The organism is Kribbella sp. NPDC056861 (assembly GCF_040687575.1).
Lineage (GTDB): Bacteria > Actinomycetota > Actinomycetes > Propionibacteriales > Kribbellaceae > Kribbella.
In genome coordinates, this window is record NZ_JBFBNQ010000002.1 from 693,892 (window position 1) to 717,824 (window position 23,933).

Here is a 23,933-nt window from a genome sequence, read left to right on the forward strand (position 1 = left end):
GCACCGCAAAGCGCGGGGCCAGCACAGCGAACGCCGCGGGCGGTTCTGCGGAGGCCGCAGTAGCTTCTGCTAACCCGGCGCCGGACCCCTCCTGCTGTAACCCACAGCTCAGATCACCTGCACCGCGAAGCGCGGGCCAAGCTCAGCGAACGCCGCGGGCGGTTACGACAGATGCCGTCAACCGCCCGCGACTACAACAAGATCAGCGGGCGATGGTCACCTCAGCCCCCGTCCGCGCAGACTCATAAATCGCAGTCAAGATCCGCGCCATCTCCAACCCATGGTCCGCAGTGGCATCGGCAGGGATCTCACGCCGGCAGATCCGCAAGAAGTGATCAATCTGATTGGCAAACCCGACAGTGAAGTCGAAGCCGAGCGAGTCGATCTGCGGCTGGATGTGCACCAGCGTGTCGTGCTGTTCGGTGATCATCAGCAGCTCCGGCTCGATCTCCGCGCCGCCCTTGGTGCCGTGGATCTTCACCGTGGTGGAGTTCCTGGCATGCAGCGAGTACGACGTATCGACGTCGAGCACCGCGCCGTTCGCAAACCGGATCTGCGCGGTCGCATAGTCCTCGACGTTGTTCACCACCGTCGCCGAGGCAGCGCGGTACCGGGTCAGATGCTGAATGTTGTCCCGGGCACCGAGCGGCGAGAACGTCGCGCCAGCTGCCGACACCGCGACCGGCTGACCCATCAAGAACCAGCACAGGTCGATGATGTGCACCCCGAGGTCGATCAGCGGTCCACCACCGGAGATGTCGACGTCACCGAACCAGCCGCCCGGGTTGCCGGCCGCCCGGATGATCGACGCCCGCGCGGCATAGATCTCGCCGAACTCCCCCTCGTCCAGGAATCGCTTGACCACCAACGCGTTCGGCGCAAACCGCCGTACGTAACCGATCTGCAGCGCCTGCCCGGTCTCCTTCGTTGCCGCGACCAACGTCTCGGCCTCGGCGACCGTGACAGCCATCGGCTTCTCGACCAGCACATCCTTGCCCGCCCGCAGCGCCGCCTCGGCGATCTTGGCGTGCAGCATGTTCGGCACACAGATACTGACGGCATCGACCTCGGGGTCGGACAGGATCTCCTCGAAGACATCCGTCGCCTTCGGTACGCCGAACTCGTCGGCGCGCGCCTTGGCCCGGTCCCGGTCCACGTCGCAGACCGCGACCACCTCGGACTGCGGGTTCTGCTGGTACGCGATCAGGTGCTGGCCGGCGATCGCGCCGACCCCGATCACTGCGATCCGTGTCGTCATATCAGGCTCCCACCAGTCCGAGAATGTTGTTGAGCGACCGCTCGATGGCCTGCGGAGTCGCCTCCAGCCCTTCGAACTCAAGGCTCACCGGTACGTCGGGCCGCGTGCCGACCAAGGCCAGCAGTCCGGGAAGATCGAGATCCCCATGGCCGGCGATCGTGCCGAGCAGGTAGTCACCGGCCAGCGTCTTCAGCCAGCCGTCACCCGGCGCAGTACGCCGGATATGGAAGTCCTTCACTCCCACGGAGGCGGCGACGTCGATCAGCCCGGCCGCGGTCTTGCCGGGCACCTCGCCGACACACAGCCCGTTGCCGAGGTCGAGCGTGACCCGGAAGTTCGGCCGGTCCACCTCGTGCACGAGCCGGGCCAGCCGCTCGCTGCCGTTCATGAAGAAGCCGTGGTTCTCGATCGTCGACACGATGCCCAGTTCGGCGGCGTGGTCGGCGACCGCCCGGCAGCCGAGCACGACCTGCTCGAACGTCGACTCGAACTCCCCCGGGTCCTGCTCCCGCCACGCCCACGGCGCGACGTCGTGCCGGAAGATCCGGGCGCCGAACCGGTGCGCGACGTCGAGTTGCCGGCGCAGCAGGTCGATCTCCTTCTCGTCGGCCGTCCGCAGGTCGCCGCTGACCAGGTAGTTCACGATCGGTACGCCGATGTCGGCGGCGTGCGCGGCCGCAGTACGGACGACCTCGTCGTGGTCCAGGTAGTACTGGCCGTCCGGGGCGGCGACCTCCAGATGCCCGGCGGGTGAGGCCGCGACCCAGTCCAGTACGGCGATCAGGTCCATCTCGCCGCGCGCCATCAGCGCGCGGAAGCAGTACGAGCTAACTCCTAGTTTCACTGCTGGCCCTCTCCACGTCGTCAGTGATCCGCATCCACGGGCTCGGGTAGCCGTGGACGCCATAGATGTCCGAGCTGAACCGGTCGAACGCGTTGCCGACGGCCCCTAACACCACGGCTTCGCGCCCCAGCGCCGAGGCGACGAACGGCGCCCGCTCGGCGAACAGCAGCTCTTTGTCGACCGCTGCCTCCAGCGACCGAAGCAGTACTTCGCTGTCCGCGGCCGGTCCCCCGCGGACCACCAGTACCTCGGGGTCGACGACCAGCAGCACGGTCGCGACCCGCTCGGCGATCTGCGCGCAGAAGTCCTCGATCTCCGCCCGGGCGGCCGGATCGCCCGCTGTCGCGGCGCGCAGTACCGCCTCGCCGGTCGGCTGCGACGTCCAGACCAGCTGCCCACGCTCGGCGTTCCGGGTCCAGCGCATGCCGCGCTGGGCGCCGAGCTCGCCCGCGAGCCGATGCCGGCCCTGCCGGATGACGCCGTTCAGCACGATCGACACCGACAGCCGATGGCCGATCTGCAGGTAGACGACATCGGCGTACCCACGGCCGGCGCCACCTCGCTGCTCGGCCAGCGCCGCGAGCTTGATGTCATTGTCAACGGCAACGGAGTGTCCGATGCTCTGGGCAACCGTCTCCGCGACCGGCAACCCAACCAGATCGGGCATCGCAAGGCTGGCGCGCAGCCGGCCGTCGGCCTCGATCACTCCTGGCAGCGCCACCCCGATCGCCCGCAACCGACTGATGTCGACCGAGGCCTCCGCAGCAACGACCTGTACTGCGTGCTCGATCAGAGCGATATCGGGACGCTGGTCACCCATCAGTTCGGCGTACGCGAGCCGCCGGCCGGACAAGTCGCAGATGACAGCGCGTGCGCCCCGCGGACCGAGGTCGACCCCGGCCACCAGCCCGGCTTCCCGCGCGAACCGGAAGGCGCGGGCAGGTCGGCCAAGTCCCGCCGCCGATGGACTGGTCTCCGTCACCAGCCCGACATCGAGGAGGTCATCCAGTACAGCGTGCACTGTCGGGCGCGACAACCCGGTCCCGGTGCTGATCGCGCCGACCGTCTGCGCCTCGTCGGTGCCGCTCAGGCAGAGCAGACAGGCGACTTGGTTCGCCGATCTCTCGGCCCCTCGGGTGGCGCTGTCCATCGATCCGTCCTAGTTTTCGAACCGTCTTTAATAAAGACGGTATCAGAATTCTTGGACGGCGTATCGATCGACCGAGCGCGACTCCACCCAGGACGAGGACGATGCCAATCACCTGGCGTCCGGTGAGGGCCTCGCCGGCCAGTCCGGTCCCGAGCAGTACGCCGGTGACCGGATTCAGGAGGCCGATGAGACCGACTGTGGCCGCGGGGAGATGACGCAGGCCGGTGAACCAGGCAACGAAGGCCACGGCGGTGGCGATGATGCTCACGTAGGCGAAGCCGGCAATCGCCGCTGCATCCAGCGCCGGTGGCGCGCCTTCGACCAGGACGGCGACCGGTACCAGCAGGAGCCCGCCTGCGACGAGTTGCCAGGCGGTTGACGCGAGAACCGGCACCCTTCCGACTGTCGAGGCGCCCCACTTCTTCGTCAGTACGTAGCCCAGCGAGGACATCACCATCGCGGCGATGGACGCCGCCACTCCGGCCAGCTTGATCGACTCGGCGCCGGTCAGCAGCATCGTGCCGACGCCCGCGATGCCCAGTGCCGCTCCGACTGCGGGCAGCAATCCCGGGCGTTCGCTGATCAGCGCCCAGGCGATCAGCATCATCGTCACCGACGAGGTCGCCATCACCACCGAGGCGACGCTCGCCGGTAGCAGTTGCGCGGCCACGTAGACCAGGGCGAAGAAGGCGCTCATGTTGAGCACGCCCAGTACGACGGACCGCCACCACCACGCGCCTGTCGGGAGTCTGCGGCAGACCAGCATCAGGAGGAGGCCTGCCGGGAGCGCCCGGATCGTCGCGCCGTACAGCGGATGATCGGCGGGCAAGAACTCGCGCGTTACGTAGTACGTGCCCCCCCCCAGGCGATCGGCGCGATCGCTGTCACGAGGATCCATCGCCAGGTAGCTTCCATGGAAGATACTATAGCTTCCCTGGAAGATATATGCTGGTCCGCATGATTTCCATGCCCGATCACGTCGCCCGGATCCAGGCCGAATGGGCCCGTGAGCGCCCGGATGTCGATGTGTCACCGCAGGGCGTGATCGGTCGTCTGCACCGCCTCGGCGGTCACCTGACCGACGAACTCTGCGTGGTCTACAGGCGCTTCGGCCTCAGCGAGGGAGAGTTCGACCTCCTAGCCGCGCTGCGGCGCGCGGGTGACCCGTACGAACGGGCGCCTGGCGAGCTGGCTCGCTTCACCATGGTCACCACCGGCGCGATGACGAAACGAATCGACCGCCTCGAACAGGCCGGCCTCGTCACCCGACGACCTGCCTTGCAAGACGGCCGCGGCCGGGTGGTCGGCCTCACGTCCGCCGGCCGCGAACTGATCGACCAGGCGTTCACCGAACACATGCTCAACGAACAACGCTTGCTTGCCGCGCTGACCGGCGAGGAGGCGGCTCAGCTCGAACAACTACTTACTACCTGGCTCGCTCGCGTCGAGCCGCAGTGACGTGAGCTGTCGGGTGCTCTACCGCCCGCGGCGTGCGCTGTGATTCCCCCGCGCTCTGCGGTGCAGGTCATCTGGGCTGTCCGCTACTGCGTGCTGACGGCCATAGGCTTCGCCAGTCGGGTCCCGCCGCCCGTTATCGGGCCAGGCGACGCGACTCAATCGATGAAGCGGGGACCGGGGCCACTTGGGTCCAGGCGATTAGGGGCGGGACGCTCACCCGCAACGCAAAGCGCGGGGAAGCCACAGCGGACGTCGCGGGCGGTTGGGCGGTAAGCCGCACCAATCACCCGCAGCGCAGAGCGCGCGGAGATCACAGCGGACGTCGCGGGGTAAAAGCAGTAAACAATCAGGCAGTGACGCGGTCGCGGACGACCTTCACGGCAAGCGCAGCGGCGAGGCACAGCCCGCCGGCTACCAAGAGCAGGGTGACCAGCGTCCCCGAGCTGTCCAGCCGACCATCGCAAGCCATCGGAGTAATGCCCGCAGCAGGCTGGAAGACCGAGCCGCAGGGGGTGCCGGCGATCGAGACCGTGCGGAAGCCGAAACCGAGGCCGCCGAGCAGCAGGGCCACTCCGGCGAAGATGAGAACCTTGTTGACCGCCGTCATCGCGGTACCGCCCCCAGCGGCCATGCCGACGGCACGAACCGACTGCCCCGTTGCACTTCGCTCACTCCTGACTTCGACTGACACCTCTCCGAACTTACGGTCCCCAGCCCGGTGAACCACGCCTGGAAAGCCGTCAGCACTGATTCTTCACACAGTCCTTACTCAGGACATACCTGCTGGTGACGATGGTCTCAGAGCGTGCAACAGCCGGTGACACTGGCATTACAGTGCCACCGGCTCGAAGGGTCGTTGCGTCGGTCCCCGACGGTTCAGAAACCGCCCGAGGTGGTCCCGCCACTGCCCGTCGCGGGGGTCGTGAACGAGAGGTTCGGATCCGGACCCCACTGGTCTGCGGTCGCCGGATAGTTCACTTCCTGGCGTTTGATGCACTTCCATTCAACGGTCGTGCTGGGGGGCAAGTTACTGATCGTCCCCGTCCAGGTCGGATAACTGGTCGGCGCCAGCTTCACCGCGCTCGCCACCGACCAGGCGCCCAGCTGCGGCGCGCTGCCGACGACGTACACGGACTGCCCGGCCGTCGTGGTGCCGCCGGAGCAGCTGAACGTCTTCGAGACCACCGCCTGGCCGAGAGTGAAGACGAACGACTTGGCCGTGCTCGTCGCCACCGACGCCGACTTGGCGACGACCAGGTTGCCACCGGCGTTGTACCAACCACTGCCCGCCGCATCGAAGGCCGCCTTGTTCGCGTACTGCGTGAGCGCGGTCCCGTTCAGCGTCACTCCCGACGCCTGCGTGTCAGCCACCAGCTCGACCACGTTCTGTCGAGACGACGGCGCCCCGGTGTAGGTGCCGGACGACGCGGCGATGCCGACCGTCGCCGTACTGCCCGAGCGCGACTGCGTCAGGTCCGTCGTACGCTTCGCACCGGTCTGGTAGCCCACCGTCGACCCGTCGTCCTCGGCCAGCGTGAACGACGAGGCCGTGGTGTCGGAGTAGACCCGGGCCACCAGCTCGTTGCGGGTGGTCCCGTCCGCGCGCTTGCCGACGACGTTCATCGTCTGGTCGTCCACAGTCATCTTCGGGATGATCGCGCCGGCCCGGGCGTAGGCGGGCAGCTGGAACTTGCCGTTGCGCCACAGCGGCACATCGGTCAGCGTCTGGCCGGTGCTGACCGTCTTGGTGTTGTTGTAGTAGTCGAACCAAGTACCAGCCGGCAGGTAGACGTCCCGCTTGCGCTGGTTCGCGCCGGCCGCGACACCGACCAGCAGGTCCTTGCCGATCAGCTTCTCGTGGCCGACCTCCCGCACGTTCGGGTCGTTCTGGTACTGGTAGACCAGCGGCGGGATCAGCGGTTCGCCGGTCGAGTAGGCGCGGTGCGCGAGCGAGTAGTAGTACGGCGTGAGCTCGTACCGCTGCCGCAGGTTCGCCAGGTTGCTCGGCACGTCGCCGATCGAGTCGGGCGAGGTCTCCGCGCAGTTGCACAGGTTCTCGGTGTGCGGCCGGATCGGTACGTCGAACCACGACGAGTTCGCGAACCACTGGGTGTAGAGCTCGTTCAGGTCGGTGTTCAGCATCTCGCGCCGGAACCCACCGATGTCCGATCCAAAGTAGTCGATCCCGGACATCGACATGTGCATCTGGACGTTTTGCTGCGAGGCGAGCGCGGTCAGCTTCGAGCCGATGTCGCCCGACCACATCGCCGTACCGGTGCGCTGGATGCCTCCGGCCGCCGACCGGGCCAACATGAACGGCCGTTGCTGGACCGCGTTGTCCGTGTAGCCCTTCGCAATCCCGCGGGCCCACTCCAGGTTGTAGAGGTTGTGGTAGTCGGAGTGCGCATGCTTGCCGGCGAGCAGACCTGCCGTCCAATCCCCGGCGTCGTACATCTCGGGCTCGCCGAGATCGAGCCAGTGCCCCATCACACCGTCGGTGATCAGCGGCTGCCGCTGACCGTTGTGCCACTGCGTGCTCGCGGCCGGCTGGGTCCAGTCGATCATGCCGCCGCGACCCCACCAGTCGTTCCCGGTCAGGTACGCCGGGCTGCAGCTCGAGCAGCCCGCCCTGATCAGATAACCCGCCGACGCCATCGAGCTGTGCTCGGGCAGGTTCTTGCCGACGTACGACTCCTCGATCGTCATCACGCCGACACCGTTGGTGTTCTTGTACGCCGCCAGCTTGGTCGCCGGGTTCGGGAAGTTGACCGTGTCCCAGTCCAGCGAACCCATCTTCGTGTTGTCCGACCCCGCGGTGACGCCACCGAACCACTGGACGTCGAGCATCACGCCGTCGGTCGGGAACTTGTTCGCCCGCAGTCCGCTGAGGGTGGTGTCGATCTCGTTCCAGTTGTCGTAGCCGAACTCCGACATCCACAACCCGAACGCCTTCTTCGGCGGCACCGGCGGGCGGCCGGTCAGCTCCAGGTAGTCCTTGCGCAGGTCGGGCAGATCAGGACCGCTCATCACGTACCAGCGGAGCTGATCGCCGAAGGTGTCCATCGTCCACGGATCGCCGGTCAGGTCCCACTGCTGCTTGTAGACCTGGTCGACGAACATCCCGTAGTTGGTGGTGTTGGCGCCGACCGCGAACAGCACCGGGATCTGCGCGTTGCCGACCGGCCCGTTGTCGGTGTCGTAGAGCATCGCGTTGCCGTAGGTGCCGCTGGTCCGCTGCCGGCCGACCCAGTCGCCGTCGGCGCTGCCGCCCATGAAGAACTGCTCGCCCAGCCCGTAGGCGTTCTGCATGGACGACTTGGTGAAGCTCAGCCCTTTCCAGGCCTGGCTGAGATTGCGCGGGCAGGTCGTGTTGAGCAGCAACTGCGGCGACCGAGTGGTGTCGTAGACCGTCGCGCAGAGCGTGGACGTGTTGACGTCGACCTTGATTCCGGGCGTCGTCAGCACCCCGCCGACCTGGTTGAGGCTGGTCGGCCCGGGATAGTTGGTCTTGGCGATCTGAGTGGTGGTGAAGAGCGGCGACCCGGTCCCCGGCCCACTCCCGGCACCCATCTCGAAGTGCACCAGGTCGTCGTCGAGGAATTCCACCACCAGATAGTTGCCGCCGGCAGTGAACTGCACCCGCTGCACCGCCGCCTCGGCCGTTGCCGCTGGCAACACAGCCAGCAGCGGCAGCAACAGGACGAAAGCCATCAGCCGTTTCATGGCCGCACCACCCCGATGTTGTCCAGGTTGACGCCACCGGAGCCGTAGACCACCTTCACCACACGTTTACCCGCGGTGAGGTTGGTCGTCAGCGTGGCTGTCCCCCACGTGTCCCAGTTTCCCGTACTCGGCAAGTTGACCGACCCAACACTTACGCCATCGACCTGCACAGTCCGGGTCGCTGTCGTGGCAGCGCCGTTGGAGTACCGGAGCTTGATCACGTGGCTGCCGGTGACACTGGCGTTGGCGTCCACCGACACCGCGTCGCCGGCCGTCTCGAACCCGTCGACGAAGCCGGTCCCGGTGAAGCCCGGGTGGTCGGTGTTCGTCGTAGTACCGGTGTTGCTGCCGAACTCGGCCTCATAGGCCGCCTTGTCGACACCATTCAGTACTACGCTCCGCGCAGATGCGCTGGACGCCGTCTTCACCAGCGTGAGCTGCTGCACCGGATCCCAGTACCAACCTTCGGCAGCACCCTGCAGTGCGGCGAGAGTCGCGTGCGCGGTCATCGCCGAGCCGCCCTTGGTCACCGAGCTCGGCTTGCTGGACGCCACCTGGAGCGTGCTCGTGGTGGCGAGCGGTGGCACGCTCACGGTGACCTGGTGACCGGCGAAGTTCTCCGTCGAGGTGACCGTGCGGGTCTGGTTCGCCGAGTCCTCGAAGTACCCGTAGCTCGTGGTGCCGGACGGGTAGATGCGGAAGGCAAGGTTCGTGTAGGTGTCGACGCTGTTGCCGATGGTGCCGCCCAGCTCGTAGTTCGCGTTCAAGTTGAGCGGGACGATCGCGCCGGCCTTGGCGAAGACCGGGATGGTGCCGGTGTCGGCGTTGTAGACCTTGGTGCCGGCTCCTTGCGCCCGGCCACCGTTCCAGAAGTCGTACCACTCACCCGCGGGCAGGTAGACACTCTTGCTGGTCGCGCCCTGGGTAGTGATCGGTGCCACCAGCAACTGGCGGCCGAACATGTACTGCTGGTCCTGGGTCGCTGCCGTCGCGTCGTCGGGGTAGGCGACACTCATCGCCTGCATCATCGGAAGGCCGGTGGTGGAAGCGTTCTTGGCCTCGGTGTAGAGATACGGGATCAGGTTCATCCGGGTGTTGGCGAACTTGCGGAACTTCGGGATCACCGTCGTGTCCCCGGACCGCGCCTGCACGTTCCACGGCGTCCGGGCCTCGGAGACACCGGGGTTCGACTTCTCCGAGTGGTACTGCATGATCGGCGAGAAGGTTGCCTGCGCCGCCGACCGGAGGTACAGCTCGCTGCTCGGGAACGTGCCGGTGAACCCGGCCATGTCCCAGGACCAGAACGGGATGCCCGACTGACCGGCACTCTGTCCGGCCCGAACGGCCTGCTGGAAGGCGTCGAAGGTGGACGCCTGGTCGCCGGCCCAGAAGATCGAGTTCGCCTGGGCGCCGCTGGTCCCGCCGCGGCTGAACAAGGTGCCCTGAGCACCCTTCTTGGTGGTGACGAAGTCGTTGTAGGCCCGGGTGTACTCGTTCGGGTAGGCGTTGTGCAGCTCGTCGCCCTTGCGGCCGGAGCCGCTGGTCACGTTGCGGCCGAAGACTGCCTCGCTGCCGTCCGTCTTCAGCCCGTCGATGCCGACGTCGTCGAACAGGTAGGCCCGCTTGCTCATCCACCAGTTGGTCGCGGCGGTCTTGGTGAAGTCCGGCACCGTGCTGTTGCCGAACCACTGCCCGGACGGGATTCGGTAGGCGCCGCCCGCGCCGTCGCCGAGCACGTAGCCCTGGGCAACGGCATAGTCACGGTCGTTGATGTGTTGCTGCGGCGCTGTCGGTGGATTGCTGTCGAAGTCCTGTTTCAGCACCGGGATCTGCCAGAGGATCATCTTGATGTTCTGCGCGTGCGCGGCCGTGACCATTGCTTTCGGATTGGTCCAGGCAGTGCCCGCCGGGAAGGTCAGATCGCTGTAGGCGAGCGCCTGGCTGCCTGGCTTCGGCGTGTAGGTCGCGCCGTGCCACAGGTAGAAGGTTGCCTCGTCGGCCCACTGCTCGAGCACCATCGCGCTGTGCGGGATGTTGTTCGAGGTGACGTTGGCCAGCTCGGTGTTCACCTCGGCCTGGGTGTTCCACTCGTTGGCCGACATCCACAGCCCGAAGGACCACTTCGGCGGCAGCTTCGGCCGCGCGGTGGTGGCGGTGTACTGGTCGAGCATCTCGGCCCGGGTGCCGGTGAAGAAGTAGTAGTCGACCGTGGAGTTGAGCGCGCCACCGGTGTCGACGGTGAAGCCGGCCATGTCGCTGAGATGCGTGCCCAGGTTGAACACGGAGTACCGGGTGCTGGGCACGTAGATGCCGTAGCCGGCCGAGTTCGTGAAGAACGGAACGCTCAGGTAGGTACGAGCTGTCGGGCCCTGGTCCTGGTACTGGTTGTAGACGTAGTTGTGGACGTCCTTGCCGCGCTGGTTCAGCGCGTCGTACCGCTCACCGAGTCCCTCGAAGCGCTCGCCCACCGGGGAGAGCCAGTGGTCCTCGACCTTGGTGACCGTGGAGCTGCCGTCGCTGGCCCAGCCGGTGTTGCGGAAGGTGGCCGGGTCGTACTGCCGGGCTATCAGGGTGGTGCCGTCGCCCTTGTAGACAGCCACCCGGTACGGCGACTTCTGGATCTTGAGCACCACCTTGGTGGTGGCGATCTGCAGCGTGCTGACGCTGTCGGTCACCGTGTACGACGAGGAGCCGGTGATGTTCAGCCCGCTGCCGGTCGGCGCGACCTGGACGTGGAAGCGGTCGTTGGCGGGGAAGGCGAACCGGACCTTCGGGGTGAAGCTGCCCGCGGTGTCGCCGGTGGTGACGTCGACGCTGGTGCCGTTGTTGACGAACCCGGAGACGTTGCCGGTTCCGGAGTACGAGGTGACGGAGAAGGAGAACGGTCCGGTGGTCTTCTGGTTGGCGCCGTCGACGTCCGCGTTGACCGTGTAGGTGATCTGGTCACCGCGGGCGAAGGTGCCGAGCGGGACCTTCCAGTACGTGTTGTTGCCGTTGTTGTAGTCGAACGCGGCGCCGACCGGGGTCTGGTTGACGCCGTTCTTGGTCCAGGTGATCCAGACCGTCTGACCGGGTGAGACCGGCCAGGTGGTCGCCTTCACCTCGACGGCCTGACCGGCCATCGGGTCACGCGGCGCCCGCTCGGTCAGGGCGGTGTTGTAGAGCTCGTCGGCGCCGTACGGCGCGTGGAAGACGCCGGTCAGGGTGCCGGCGAAGGCGGGGGTCGGGGACAGCTGGAAGATGACTGCTGCGAGCACCAGGAGCGCAGCGATCCACCTTCTTCTGGATGTCCGGGCAGGACTCATCGACAGGCCTCACTTCAGGAAAGGAAAGAACAGGGGGAAGTGCGGAAAGGTCAGGCGGAGCGTTTGGTCAGCGACGGCCGATCGGCTTCGTCGGGGCGGAGATTGGGCTGGAACAGCTCGCCCAGGAACAGGCCCGCGGCGCCTTGCGCCCAGGCTTCGTCGTCCCAGTCGTCGACGACGACCTCGAGATCGCGCTGCAGACCGTCGAAGACCGCCTGTCGCAGGGCATCGTCGAAGCTGGGCCGGAACAGGTCCGCGGCCCGAGTGCCCTCACCGGCGAGGACGATCAGCTTCGGGTTCAACAGGTTGACCAGATTGCCGACGGCCGTCCCGAGGGTTCGGCCGACTTGATCGAAAACGTTGCGGGCCGCCGGATCGCCCGCGCGGGCCTGCTCTACGGCTTGCTCGATCGTGCTGCTGCCGGTGGCGGCGAGGATGGCCGGCTCCCCGATCAACGCCTCCAGGCAGCCGCGTCCACCGCAGTCACACAACGGGCCATCAGCAACGACTTTGGTATGGCCGAACTCGCCGGCGCCGCCACCCGCGCCGCGGTACAGGCGGCCGTCGAGCACCATGCCGAGCCCGATACCGCGCCCGATACTGACCACGGCCACATCGGACACCCCACGCCCGGCGCCGAACCACTGCTCACTGGCGACCAGGGTGTTCACGTCGTTGTCGACCACCACGGGCAGCCCGATCCGCTGCTCCAGCAACGCGGCCAGATCGATGTCATGCCAATCGGAGTACGTCCCGTGCCGGACCACCCCGTTGGCCCGATCGATCACCCCGGCCAGCCCGACACCAACGCCGTACACAGGACTTGACCCGGCCCGCAGCTTCTTCACCACCGCAGCCACCGCCCGTACGGCGCCGGCAACGTCGGCTGCACTGATCGTCGCCTTGGCCCGCTGGACGATCCGCGCGTTGAGGTCGGTGAGCACCGCGATCACCCGCGTCTCGGTCAGCTTGATCCCGATCACGTACCCGGCATCAGGCTTCAACCCAAGCAGCACCGGCCGCCGCCCACCCCCGGACGAGGCCGTCTCCCGCTCCTCGATCACCCCCGAGGAGATCAGCTCCCCGACGATCTCGGACACGGTCGGCAGACTCAGCCCGGTCCGCTTGGCCAGCTCCGTCCGCGACACCAGCCCGCCACGCAGCTCCCCCAGCACCAGCGACGAGTTGATCTCCCGGATCAGCTCCTTGCTCCCCACCCGCACCGGCTGCATCCACCCACCCGCCTTACTAAGGTCACCGAAGGAAGTGTCCGGAAGCTAACCCCGCGGCCCGACCCAGGTCAACAGCTCGCGAACACACTCACCCGCGAGCGATCACCCGACTCCGCCCGGTGACCATCGATTCCGGACTCTTGACACACCCCGGAGGCGGCCTTAGTTTTTTACTAAATTTAGTGGCGAAGTAAGTCGGGAGTGCTTGTGGCGAGTGGACAGAATCCGATTCCCCGGGGTGATCTGGTGCCTTCGGGGATCGTCGGGTTGCTGGGGACGCAGGGGCCTACCTCGCGGACCGAGATCGCCAGGGGGCTGGGGTTGAGTCCGGCGACGGTGACTCAGGTGACCAAGGATCTGATCGCTCGCGGCCTGGTCGAGGAGCTGGAGTCGGTGCCGTCGAAGGGTGGGCGGCCGGCCAGGTTGCTGGGGCTGGTGCGGGATGCGGGGGTCGCGCTGGGGGCCAAAGTCACTGCTGATCACGTGGCAGTGGTGACAGTTGAGCTGGATGGGACCGTCAGGTCGTCGGTGGAGCTGGAGTACGACCCGGCGGCTGAGGATGCGATCGGGCGGCTGGGGCAGATTCTGGCCAAGCAGGTGGCTGAGCTCGATGACCGGCTGCTCGGTGTGGGGGTCGGCGTACCGGGGGCTGTTGACTCGCAGGCGTCCGGGATTGTCGATGCCCCGACACTCGGGTGGCAGGCCGCGCCCGTCGGACCGGTACTGCGAAGTGCGATCGGCACGCCGGTCCTGGTCGACAACGACGTCAACACGCTGGCCGCCGCCGAGCGGCTCTACGGGATCGGGCGCGACCACTCGTCGTACCTGGTGGTCACCATCGGGCGCGGGATCGGCTGCGGGATCGTCGTCGACGGCGGCATCTACCGCGGCGCCAACGGGGGCGCCGGCGAGATCGGGCACATCCCGGTCTGGTCCCCCGGTACCGAGCAGCCGCCGTGCACCTGCGGCTCGACCGGCTGTCTCGAGGCCTACATCGGCGCCGCCGGGATCGCCCGGACGGCTCGGGACCGGAAGGTGATCGGTCCGCGCGGCACGCTCACCACCTTGTTGCGTGCAGCAACTACTGGCGAGGGCGCCGCGCAGGAGATCTTCGAACAGGCCGGCGGGATGCTCGGTCGCGCACTCGCGGGAGTGATCCACACGGTCGACCCCGAGGTCGTCGTGCTGATGGGTGAAGGAGTGGACGGATGGGAGTTCTGGCAGACCGGGTTCGAGCCGTCGTTCCGGCGGTCGTTGCTGCCGGCGCGGAGCGGAGTACCGGTCGTGGTGGAGCCGTGGACGGAGGATCAGTGGGCCCGCGGCGCCGCCTCGCTGGTGTTGTCCTCCCCCTTCGACTCGGCCGGGAACGGCGGCGAGCAAAGCCGCCTGGTGCGCGCCCGGCTGGAAACGCCGTGAAACGCAAGAACCTCGGCTGGGTGCTGTTCTTCCTGCTGCCGAGCGCGATCCCGCTCTTCGTCTTCACGCTGGTGCCGATGGTCTCCTCGCTCTGGGTCAGCCTGCACAAGTGGAACCTGATCTCCCCGATGGAGTGGGTCGGCCTGGCCAACTACAAGAACCTGCTCACCGACGAGACCACCCGCCGGGTCTTCCTGCACACCTTGATCTATGTCGCCGGCTATCTCCCGATCGTGTACGCCGGTGGGCTCGGCCTGGCGCTCGCGCTGAACCAGAAGCTGAAGGGCCGCGCGTTCCTCCGGGCCACCTACTTCCTCCCCGTGGTCACCAGCTGGGTCGTCGTCGCGCTGGTCTGGAAGTGGCTGCTCAACCCGACCAACGGCCTGGTCAACCAGGTGCTCGGCGCGGTCGGGCTGCCCGAGCCGGGCTGGTGGACCGACCCGCACTGGGCGCTGCCCGCGGTGATCCTCTCCTCGGCCTGGAAGGACCTCGGCTTCGTGATGGTGATCCTGCTGGCCGGCCTGCAGTCCATCCCGGCGGACATCTACGAGGCCGCGAAGGTGGACGGCTCCAGCGCCTGGCAACGGTTCTGGCGGGTCACTCTTCCGCTGCTGTCCCCGTCGACCTTCTTCGTGGTGGTGATCTCCTTGATCAACGGTTTTCAGGTCTTCGACCAGGTCTACGTCATGACCGGCGGCGGCCCGCAGGGCTCGAGCCAGGTGGTGGTCGGCCAGATCTACGACCTGACCTTCCGGTACGGACGCGCTGGTGAAGCGTCCGCGCTGTCCTGGATCCTGTTCGCCGTCATCCTGCTGATCACCGTCTTCCAGATCCGCGGCCAGCGCCGGTGGGTGCACTATGCGTGACACTCGCTCCCTCCCCGCCAAGCTCGCCCTGTACGCCGCTGTGCTGGTCGGCGCCGCGATCATGCTGTTCCCGTTCCTCTGGACCGTGATCACCTCGATCACCCCCGAGGGATCGCTGGCCGACGGCCCGAAACTCGTCGTCGACAACCCGACCCTGGACGCCTACCGGACGCTGCTGGACGCGATCCCGATGTGGCGGATCATCCTCAACTCGCTCGGGATCGCGATCGCCTCGACAGTGCTGCAGCTGATCACCGGCTCGATGGCGGCGTACGGGTTCGCGCGGCTGAAGTTCCCGCTCAAGAACGTCGTGTTCGGCTTCTACCTGGCCACCTTGATGGTGCCGTTGCAGGTGCTGGTCGTGCCGCTGTTCATCGAGATGAAGACGTTCAACCTGCAGGACACGTACTTCGCTCTGCTGGCGCCCACGATCGCGTCGGCCTTCGGGGTGTTCCTGCTCCGGCAGGCCGTCACCGCCGTACCGATGGAGCTGGACGAGGCGGCCACCATCGACGGTGCGGGGCATCTGCGGATCTTCACCACCGTCGTCCTGCCGCTGATCCGGCCCGCGCTCGCGACCGTCGCCGTGTTCGCGTTCATGGGCAGCTGGAACAGCTTCCTCTGGCCGCTGGTGGTGATCAGGTCGCCGGAGTTCATGACGTTGCCGCTCGGCCTGTCCACCCTGCAGGGCCAGTTCACCACCCAGTGGGACGTCGTGATGGCGGGCTCCGTCGTCTCGATCGTCCCGATCGCCGTCGTCTACCTGCTCGCGCAGCGCCACATCATCGCCGGCGTCGCCCACACCGGCATCAAGTAAGAGAGTGAAGGAAACCGCCATGCGTCATCTCAAAACCGTGGGCCTAGGCCTGACCGCCGCACTCGCCCTCACCCTGACCGCCTGCGGGCAGGGTTCGGCGACCAAGGAAGCCGCCGCGCCGGAAGGCAAGTCCGTCGTGCGGTACATGAACTTCTCCTCCAACGACGGCCACGAAAAGGACCTGAAGGCGATCGTCGACGCCTTCCAGACGGCCAACCCGAACATCACCGTCCAGGTGGAGACCGTGCCGTACGCGGACTACTTCACCAAGCTGCAGACCTCGGTGGCTGGTGGCACCGCGGCCGACGCGTTCGAGCTGAACTACGAGAACTTCGTGACGTACGCCAAGAACGGCTCGCTGGCCGAGCTGAAGAACGTCGACACCGGCGTCTACAAGAAGTCGCTGGTCGAGGCGTTCAACGACGGCGGCAAGCAGTACGGCGTACCGGAGTCGTTCTCGAACGTCGTGCTGTTCTACAACAAGGCGCTGTTCAAGAAGGCCGGGGTGGCCGAGCCGACCGACGCGTGGACCTGGAAGGACGAGCAGGCCGCCGCGGCCAAGCTGACCGACAAGGGCGCCAAGGTCTGGGGCGACTACCAGCCGGTGTCGTACAACGAGTTCTATAAGGTGCTGGCCCAGAACGGCGGCGAGTTCCTGAACGCCGACAAGACCGAGGCGACCTTCAACTCACCGGCCGGGGTCGAGGCGGCCAAGTTCCTGGTCGAGAAGGTCGGCAAGACGATGCCGACCGAGGCCGACGGCGCCGGCACGCCGGACTTCGACTCGAAGCTGTTCAAGTCGGGCAAGCTGGCGATGTGGCACACCGGGATCTGGATGTTCAGCGCGATGGCGGCGGCTCCGTTCGAGTGGGACGTCGCGGTCGAGCCGGGCAACACCAAGAAGGCGTCGGCGATGTTCGTGAACGGGCTGGTCGTCTCGGCCGCCTCCAAGAACGCCGAGGCCGCGCAGAAGTGGGTCACCTTCCTGGCGTCGTCCGACGACACCACCAAGACCCGGCTGGCCACCTCCTGGGAGCTGCCGCCGGTCGGTGACGAGGCCAAGCTCGCGCCGTACCTCGAGCAGCAGAAGCCGGCCAACCGCAAGGCCGTCTTCACCGCACTGGAGGAGACCGTGCTGCCGCCGGTGATCGAGCGTCAGCAGGAGATGCAGGACCTGGTCACCGCAGAGCTGACCTCGGCCGCGGCCGGCCGCAAGCCGGTCGAGAAGGCGCTCGCGGATGCCCAGACCAAGGTCAACGGCCTGCTGAAGAAGTGAAGGACCCGATGACGCTGTCTGCCTTGGATCTGCAAGAGCTCACCCGCCTGCGCGCGCTGGCCGAGCACAGCCACGCCGTGATCACCCAGCACCAGGATGCCGGTGGCGCCTATCCCGCCTCGCCGACGTTCTCGGCGTACCAGGGCTACGCGTGGCTGCGCGACGGCTCGTTCACCGCCGAGGGAATCTCGCGGTACGGCGATGTCGCGTCCGCCGACCGGTACCACGACTGGGTGGACGGCGTACTGCGCCGGCGGCGCGGGCAGGTGGACGAGCTGCGCGCGGCGCTCGCCCGCGGTGAGGCGCCGTCGAACGAGGCGATGCTGCCGACGCGGTTCACCTTCGACGGCGAGAACGGTTCGGACCCGTGGTGGGACTTCCAGACCGACGGCTACGGGATGTGGCTGTGGTCGGTGGTCACCCATGCGGCCCGGCACGGACTGGACCTGTCCCGCTGGCGGGAGGGGATCGACGTTGCCGTCGACTACCTGGTCGCGTTCTGGGACCGGCCCTGCTACGACTGGTGGGAGGAGCACGTCGAGCACCGGCACGTGTCGACGCTCGGCGCGATCCACGGCGGACTGGTTGCGGTCGGCACCTGTGAGGCGTTGCGCTCGGCACCTTGGTCGGCGCCGGCGTTGAAGGTTGCCGCCAGCATCCGTTCGTTGGTGACCACCGAGGGGATCGTCGACGGGCACTTGGTGAAGTGGCTCGGCAGCTCGGCGGTGGACGGATCGCTGCCGGCCTGCATCGTGCCGTTCGGCTTGGTCGCTCCGGACGATTCGCTGGCCGCGATGACGCGGGCCTCGGTCGCCAAAGATCTGGACTACGACGGCGGGGTGCACCGCTTCACGGCCGACGTCTTCTACGGTGGCGGTCAGTGGATCCTGTTGTCGGCGCTGCTCGGCTGGAACCTGGCCGCGGCCGGCGACACCGCCGGCGCCCTGCGGCACCTGCGGTGGATCGCCGACCAGGTGAACGAGCACGGCGATCTCCCCGAGCAGGTGCCGCACCACCTGCTCCACCCTGGTTCCCGCAACGAGTGGATCGCCCGCTGGGGCACGGTCGCCAGCCCGCTGCTGTGGTCCCACGGCATGTACCTGATCCTCGCCGACGAACTCGGCCTCACCAGCAAGGACGCTTGATGTTCACCCACCGGCCGCACGGCATCGAACACCCGTACGCCACCTCCCCCGATCAGCGCATCCCGGTCCAGCCGCTGGCGGGGCAGCGGGTCCAGCTGGGGGTGGTCGTCTCGCCCGACGTCACCCGCGTGGTGTGCGAATGGGGTGCCGTGGAGCTCCCGTTGTCCCCTGCCACCGCCAACGCGGCAGATGCTGCCGCGTTGGCGGGTGGTGAGGGTCACCTGGCGGAGGCGCAGGCGAGCGCACTCGGCGGGGATGGTGGCTGGTCGGTGGTCACCCCGCCGCTCACCGAGCCGGTGAAGTATCGCTTCCACGCCTACAGCGGAGACGTCGCCACCTCCGCGCTTGACGCGGCGGAGTCCACGGACTGGTTCGAGGTCGCGCCCGCCGCTTGGGCCGCCGCCGGCGGCGAGCTTCGTGGTGGTGACGGGCGCGTGCGGGACGTCGAGTGGTTGGTCTCAGCCACCGGTGTGCACCGGGCGCGGTTCGTCCTGCCGCTGGCTGAGGGCGAGCACCTGGTCGGGTTCGGCGAGCGGTACGACGCACTGGACCAGCGCGGGAAGCAGCTGGACGCCGTCGTGTTCGAGCAGTACAAATCCCAAGGGGTGCACGGCAGGACCTACTTGCCGATGCCGTTCGCGCATGTGGTGGGCGGCACCGGCTGGGGTTTCCACGTGCGGACGTCGCGCCGTACGTGGTACTCGTCCGAAGGCAACCAGCTCGTCATCGAGGTTGCCCTGGGCGACGACCCGATGGTTGACCTCGGCATCTACGAAGGCTCGGCGAACGACGTGCTGAAGCAGTTCCTGGACGAGGTCGGCCGGGCCGAGGAGCTGCCCGAGTGGGTGTTCCGGTTGTGGGCTTCGGGCAACGAGTGGAACACCCAGGAGCTGGTGATGGCGCGGATGGACGCGCATCGCGATCTCTCCATCCCGGTCGGCGCGATCGTGATCGAGGCGTGGAGCGACGAGGAGGGCATCACCATCTGGCGGGACGCGCTGTATGAGGTGACCGCCGACGGCAGCGCGCATGCGGCCGGTGACTTCGAGTACCGCGCGGACGGCGCCTGGCCGGATCCGAAGGCGATGATCGACGAGCTGCACGCGCGCGGGATCAAGGTGATCCTCTGGCAGATTCCCTTGCAGAAGACCGAGTTCAGTACCGGGCAGGTCGCGGCTGATGCCGAGGCGATGGTCCGGGACGGGCACGCGGTCCTGGAGGCCGACGGTACGGCGTACCACAACCGTGGCTGGTGGTTCCCGCAAGCGCTGATGCCCGATCTGTCCACCCAGCGCACCCGTGACTGGTGGACCGCGAAGCGCCGGTACCTCGTCGACGACCTCGACGTGGACGGCTTCAAGACCGACGGCGGCGAACACGCCTGGGGCCACGACCTCCAGTACGCCGACGGCAAACGCGGTGACGAAGGCAACAACCTGTTCCCCGTCCACTACGCTCGCGCCTTCGGCGATCTGCTGCGCAGCGCAGGCAAGGCGCCGGTCACCTTCTCCCGGGCCGGCTTCACCGGTTCACAGGCGCACGGCATCTTCTGGGCCGGCGACGAGGACTCCACCTGGGAGGCGTTCCGCGCCTCGGTGACCGCCGGGCTCACGGCCGCGTCCTGTGGAATCGTCTACTGGGGTTGGGATCTGGCCGGCTTCTCCGGCCCTGTCCCGGACGCCGAGCTCTACCTGCGCGCCGCCGCGGCCTCGGTGTTCATGCCGATCATGCAGTACCACTCGGAGTTCAACCACCACCAACTCCCGCTCCGCGACCGCACCCCATGGCACGTCGCCGAGACCACCGGCGACGAGCGGGTCATCCCCCTCTTCCGCCGGTACGCCGAACTGCGCGAGCGGCTGGTCCCCTACCTGGCAGAGCAGACAGCTCTCACCATCACCACCGACCAGCCGCTGATGCGTCCGCTCTTCTTCGACCACCTGACCGACGAGGAGATCTGGAACCACCCCCACCAGTACCTGCTCGGCAACGACCTCCTGATCAACCCGGTCCTCGAACCAGCCGCCACCACCTGGACGACGTACCTCCCAGCAGGTGACTGGATCGACGTCTGGACAGGCGAGGCCGTCCCCCAGGGCCTGGTCACCCGCGACGTACCGCTCGAACTCGTCCCCGTCTACTGCAAGGCCGCACGCTGGCCCGACCTGGCGGCTGTCTTCAGCTGAGCCCGAGGGCGCCAAGCAGGTCGTGCAACGTGCCGTAGCCGGTGCAGTTCGGGGCGCAGTGTTTGGTGGCCTGTAGTTGCAGGTCGGCGTCGAGGTCGTTCTGGCTGGCCTTGGACAGCGTCCAGCCGAGGGGTGCGGACAGGGACGGTTGGGTGCTCTGGCTGATCACGTAGACCTGGTTCGGGAGTTGGCTGCGGAGTTGGGCGCACGACGTTGAGGTCGAGCACAGGTTGCCGATCGCTGCTGTTCGGGCCTCGCGGAGGAGGGCGCGGTCGTCGGTACCGTCCTCCTTCGCGGTGACGAGTTTGGTCACCGGCGGCACCAGCAACTCGGGGACCGACGAAACGTTCATCCCTGGCTTGAAAGTGTTGCCGATGCCATCGGCCGGGTCGTCGTTGCCGACGCTGTAGTCTTTGCCGGTGCCGTTCTCGATGTAGACGACCAGCGGCAGCAGTACTTCGCCGGTGCCCGCGGCAAGGACTTTGTCGTTGTGCGCGCGTACTGCGGGACCCCACGCCGGCGCGAGGTCGACGATCGTGCCGACTCCGGTGTTGTCGGTGTAGCCGCCGTCCACCAGTTGCGCTGCCTTCAGGTCGCCGCAGCGCCCGACTACTCCGGACGGCGTGACATAGGGGAACCGACTTGCCAGCAGTCCGGCAGTCAACGCAGGCACGTTCCCTGCGCAGCCGAAGGCGCCGAACAGGTCGTAGTTGTGTGCGCCTGCCACTCCAGTTCCGCAGACCGGTGAGCCGTCCGCAGTACGGGCTCCTTCGCTGAGGTCGACCTGACTCACCAGCGCGCGACAGCCGTTGCGGACCGCGGTGGTGGTCAGAATCAGTTGACCAGTCATCGCCTCCTCGGCCTTGCCGTCACCCGGCAGGAACAGCGTGCGCAGGGCGGGCACCTTCCGCTCCCAGGCCGTCTCCATCAGGCCGGCCCGATCCAGCGGCTGCCGCGAAGGCGTCCGGTACTCCGCGGTCGCATCGAACCGCAGCCCCGCAACGCTCGCCAGCAGGTCGCTCGACAGCGTCGAGATGGTCGCCGCCCCGAGCGCCTCGTGGCCGGCCATCGCCTTGACCGCCGTCAACGGCTGATCGGTGAACCGGGCAACAGTCAGACCGAACGCACCTCCACTGGCACCACCTGAGAACAGCACCGCATGCTTCCCGCAACCACTGCCCGCAGTACTGAGCTTCTCGAGCGCCGAGGCAGTCCAGTACGTCGCTCGAATACCGCCACCCTCCGCGGCAACCATCACCATCGGCCGCAGGCTGAGCCCACCGTCCAGCGGGACCGTGCAGCGCGTCGGCTGCGCCACCCACGCGTCGAACGCCGCCTGTAGGGTCGGCCGATCGGGCAGCCCGCCCGCGGGTTTGGCCGTCAACGGATGGACCTCGGTCCTGCCGCCGATCAGACTCGTCAGCAACATCGCGAGAAGCAGCAACCCGATCATCGGCGTCGCCCGCTGGCGCAGCCACTTGGTCTGGAAGATCTCCGGCGGCTGCCGTTCCTGCGCGTACGCCACCACGACCCCACCCAGCACCACCAGGGTCGTCAAGGCGAGCATCGTCGCCGCCAGCACCCCGAGCATCTCGGCGATCCGCCGCGGGAACGAGCCCAGCAACAAGATCCCGAGACTCGCGCCGAGGATGAAGCCCGCCCGCACCTTGCTCCGCGGCGGCGTGACGACGGTCGTCCGCCCGTCCCGGTTCACGCCAGGCGTGACGAGATGGCCGTACCAGCCAAGCAGCCCGGTGGACTCCGGTCGCCCCCACCGCTGGATCGCCTGCAGCACCGGCCACGAGGCCAGCCACACCCCGATCCCCAGCACCACGCCGATCAGCGCCGCCACGACCGGATGCACGACGTACGACGAATCGAACAGACCGACCGCGTCGCCCGCAGCAAGACCGGTAAAGGCGCGAACCATGCCCAGCCCACCCAAAGAGACCGCGGTCACCGCGAGCATGTCGCCGGCGATCATCACGTCGCGCGGGAACCACGGCCCGACCTCGCGCAACTTCTCCGGCTCCACCCCCGGCTTGCCGCGCAGCAAGCGGGACAGGCCGAGTACCAGCACCGGGATCAAGCAGAAGACGATCAGCCGCCGCTTGAAGACCTCACCCTGGCCGGACACGGCGATCACCAGCGCCACCAGGGGCAGCAGCACCGGACCGATCAACCAGAGCTTGAGGTTGTGGCGGCGTGGTTCGCCGTCGCTGTTGTAGAACGGCCAGCCGTAGCTGTCGCCGCGCACTCGGCGCACCGCCCAGTCGCTGCGGATCCTGCCCAGCAAGAAGACCACCGGCAGCAGCACCGCGTAGTACAGGAGGGCGGAGGCGATCGCGTGCCAGACGCCGGTGCCGTCGTCGAGCCATCGGCGCTGTACGTCGGGGAGCTGGTCGAGCACGTCGGTGCCGGGCACCACCGTCAGCAAGGCCAGTGGCAGGAAGGCGAGCAGGCTGAACCGCTGGATCCACAGCGCCCGCCGGATCCGCGGTACGGCGGCTTTGATCGTCGGCCAGTGATAGCTGAACAGGAGAACGAGAACGGAGGCGAAGGCCACCCACTTCAGCATGGTGAGCACGGTCAGGCCGATCACCTGAGCGTTGCCGACACAGTCGCCGCCGCCGCACCGCTCGCGGCCGAGCAGGTACGTCCCGACGTTCTCGAGCGCGTCGAGGCCGGCCAGTAGCAGCACGGGTCCAGTGGGGACGAAGCGTTTGAGCGCCGGCACGTAGATCCCGATGAAGACGAAGTCGAGCAGCAGGTAGATCGCCAGCAACGGCAGCCAGTCGGTCAACTGCTCGACGGTCAGCTTGCTGTGCCAGCCGCCGTACTGCTGCGCGGCGAGCGGTCCGCTCATCCCGTGGAACGACCAGGAGGTGCCGCCGTCGGCGAGGAAGCCCGCTGCCAGCAGGCTGATCTCGTTCATCGCCAGCCAGACCGCCGCCAGCGCCGCGAGCATCGCCCCCACCCACCGGAAGTCGGCCGGCGCCGGTCCCGGTTCTGCTTCGTCCCCCACCATCGCCCCCACAGCTACGGATCCATTACTCCCAGTCACATTGGGACACACTCCGCTGCGTCGAACAAGGGTTCGGGGTAACCTCGTCAGGCTCTCCAACAACTTCATGACTCGTCGCGTGGGGGAAGCCGGTCCGAAGCCGGCGCTGACCCGCAACCGTGGGCGGAAGGTGACTTCCGCGAGCCGGACCACCCGCCGACGAGCCTGCGAACTCCTCACCCGTCGTGGTCTA

Annotated in this window: 16 protein-coding genes and 1 riboswitch; of the genes, 7 read left to right on the forward strand and 9 right to left on the reverse strand. The window is 67.5% G+C overall.

What is annotated here, in order from left to right; genetic code table 11:
* Positions 1-202: 202 nt before the first annotated feature.
* Genes AB0P21_RS10405 through AB0P21_RS10420 form a run of 4 tightly spaced genes read right to left on the reverse strand, consistent with a single transcriptional unit; the run spans position 203 to position 4,081 of the window.
* A complete protein-coding gene (locus tag AB0P21_RS10405; RefSeq protein WP_363695433.1) occupies positions 203-1,258 on the reverse strand; it encodes a Gfo/Idh/MocA family oxidoreductase in 1,056 nt (351 codons plus the stop codon).
* A 1-nt stretch (position 1,259) separates the two neighbouring features.
* Positions 1,260-2,102, reverse strand: coding sequence for a TIM barrel protein (locus AB0P21_RS10410; RefSeq protein ID WP_363695434.1), 843 nt, complete (start codon positions 2,100-2,102; stop codon positions 1,260-1,262).
* Entirely contained in the window at positions 2,086-3,201 is a 1,116-nt protein-coding gene (locus AB0P21_RS10415; RefSeq protein WP_363696472.1) for an ROK family transcriptional regulator, read from the reverse strand. The genes AB0P21_RS10410 and AB0P21_RS10415 overlap by 17 nt, the downstream gene beginning before the upstream one ends.
* A complete protein-coding gene (locus tag AB0P21_RS10420) occupies positions 3,104-4,081 on the reverse strand; it encodes a DMT family transporter (RefSeq protein WP_363695436.1) in 978 nt (325 codons plus the stop codon). Before AB0P21_RS10420 ends, AB0P21_RS10415 begins: the two co-directional genes overlap by 98 nt.
* A 128-nt stretch (positions 4,082-4,209) precedes the next feature.
* Here AB0P21_RS10420 and AB0P21_RS10425 point away from each other — a divergent pair, with 128 nt between their 5' ends.
* On the forward strand, positions 4,210-4,710 hold the full coding sequence (locus AB0P21_RS10425) for a MarR family transcriptional regulator (protein WP_363695437.1): 501 nt from the start codon (positions 4,210-4,212) through the stop codon (positions 4,708-4,710).
* 346 nt (positions 4,711-5,056) lie between these two features.
* Here the strand turns inward: AB0P21_RS10425 and AB0P21_RS10430 are convergent, their stop codons facing one another.
* The 4 genes from AB0P21_RS10430 to AB0P21_RS10445 form a co-directional block, all read right to left on the reverse strand.
* Entirely contained in the window at positions 5,057-5,317 is a 261-nt protein-coding gene (locus AB0P21_RS10430; RefSeq protein ID WP_363695439.1) for a hypothetical protein, read from the reverse strand.
* Between the two features lie 269 nt (positions 5,318-5,586).
* Positions 5,587-8,433 carry a TIM-barrel domain-containing protein gene (locus AB0P21_RS10435; protein WP_363695440.1) on the reverse strand — a complete coding sequence of 949 codons (2,847 nt, stop codon included), beginning with the start codon at positions 8,431-8,433 and terminating at the stop codon, positions 5,587-5,589.
* Positions 8,430-11,690, reverse strand: a complete 3,261-nt coding sequence (locus AB0P21_RS10440; protein WP_363695442.1) for a TIM-barrel domain-containing protein — start codon at positions 11,688-11,690, stop codon at positions 8,430-8,432. Before AB0P21_RS10440 ends, AB0P21_RS10435 begins: the two co-directional genes overlap by 4 nt.
* Positions 11,691-11,788: 98 nt before the next feature.
* Positions 11,789-12,970, reverse strand: a complete 1,182-nt coding sequence (locus AB0P21_RS10445) for an ROK family transcriptional regulator (protein ID WP_363695444.1) — start codon at positions 12,968-12,970, stop codon at positions 11,789-11,791.
* 246 nt (positions 12,971-13,216) lie between these two features.
* On the opposite strand from AB0P21_RS10445, the gene AB0P21_RS10450 reads away from it, so the two are divergent.
* From AB0P21_RS10450 to AB0P21_RS10475, 6 genes are read left to right on the forward strand one after another with little or no spacing between them, the layout of a single operon-like run.
* Positions 13,217-14,386 (forward strand): ROK family transcriptional regulator, encoded by a 1,170-nt coding sequence (locus AB0P21_RS10450; RefSeq protein WP_363695446.1) that lies wholly within the window; start codon positions 13,217-13,219, stop codon positions 14,384-14,386.
* Positions 14,383-15,252, forward strand: coding sequence for a sugar ABC transporter permease (locus AB0P21_RS10455; RefSeq protein WP_363695447.1), 870 nt, complete (start codon positions 14,383-14,385; stop codon positions 15,250-15,252). The genes AB0P21_RS10450 and AB0P21_RS10455 overlap by 4 nt, the downstream gene beginning before the upstream one ends.
* The gene (locus AB0P21_RS10460; protein WP_363695449.1) at positions 15,245-16,069 is read left to right on the forward strand and encodes a carbohydrate ABC transporter permease; all 825 of its coding nucleotides are present in this window, start codon (positions 15,245-15,247) and stop codon (positions 16,067-16,069) included. The genes AB0P21_RS10455 and AB0P21_RS10460 overlap by 8 nt, the downstream gene beginning before the upstream one ends.
* Before the next feature lie 19 nt (positions 16,070-16,088).
* Positions 16,089-17,345, forward strand: a complete 1,257-nt coding sequence (locus AB0P21_RS10465) for a sugar ABC transporter substrate-binding protein (protein ID WP_363695451.1) — start codon at positions 16,089-16,091, stop codon at positions 17,343-17,345.
* Positions 17,346-17,353: 8 nt separating this feature from the next.
* Complete coding sequence (locus AB0P21_RS10470) at positions 17,354-18,490, forward strand: glycoside hydrolase family 15 protein (protein ID WP_363695453.1); 1,137 nt, start codon at positions 17,354-17,356, stop codon at positions 18,488-18,490.
* Positions 18,490-20,676 carry a TIM-barrel domain-containing protein gene (locus AB0P21_RS10475; protein WP_363695455.1) on the forward strand — a complete coding sequence of 729 codons (2,187 nt, stop codon included), beginning with the start codon at positions 18,490-18,492 and terminating at the stop codon, positions 20,674-20,676. The genes AB0P21_RS10470 and AB0P21_RS10475 overlap by 1 nt, the downstream gene beginning before the upstream one ends.
* Here AB0P21_RS10475 and AB0P21_RS10480 read toward each other — a convergent pair.
* On the reverse strand, positions 20,669-23,713 hold the full coding sequence (locus AB0P21_RS10480) for a hypothetical protein (protein ID WP_363695456.1): 3,045 nt from the start codon (positions 23,711-23,713) through the stop codon (positions 20,669-20,671). The two genes, AB0P21_RS10475 and AB0P21_RS10480, sit on opposite strands and share 8 nt — an antisense overlap.
* Positions 23,714-23,771: 58 nt before the next feature.
* Positions 23,772-23,916: riboswitch (cobalamin riboswitch) on the forward strand.
* Positions 23,917-23,933: the final 17 nt, after the last annotated feature.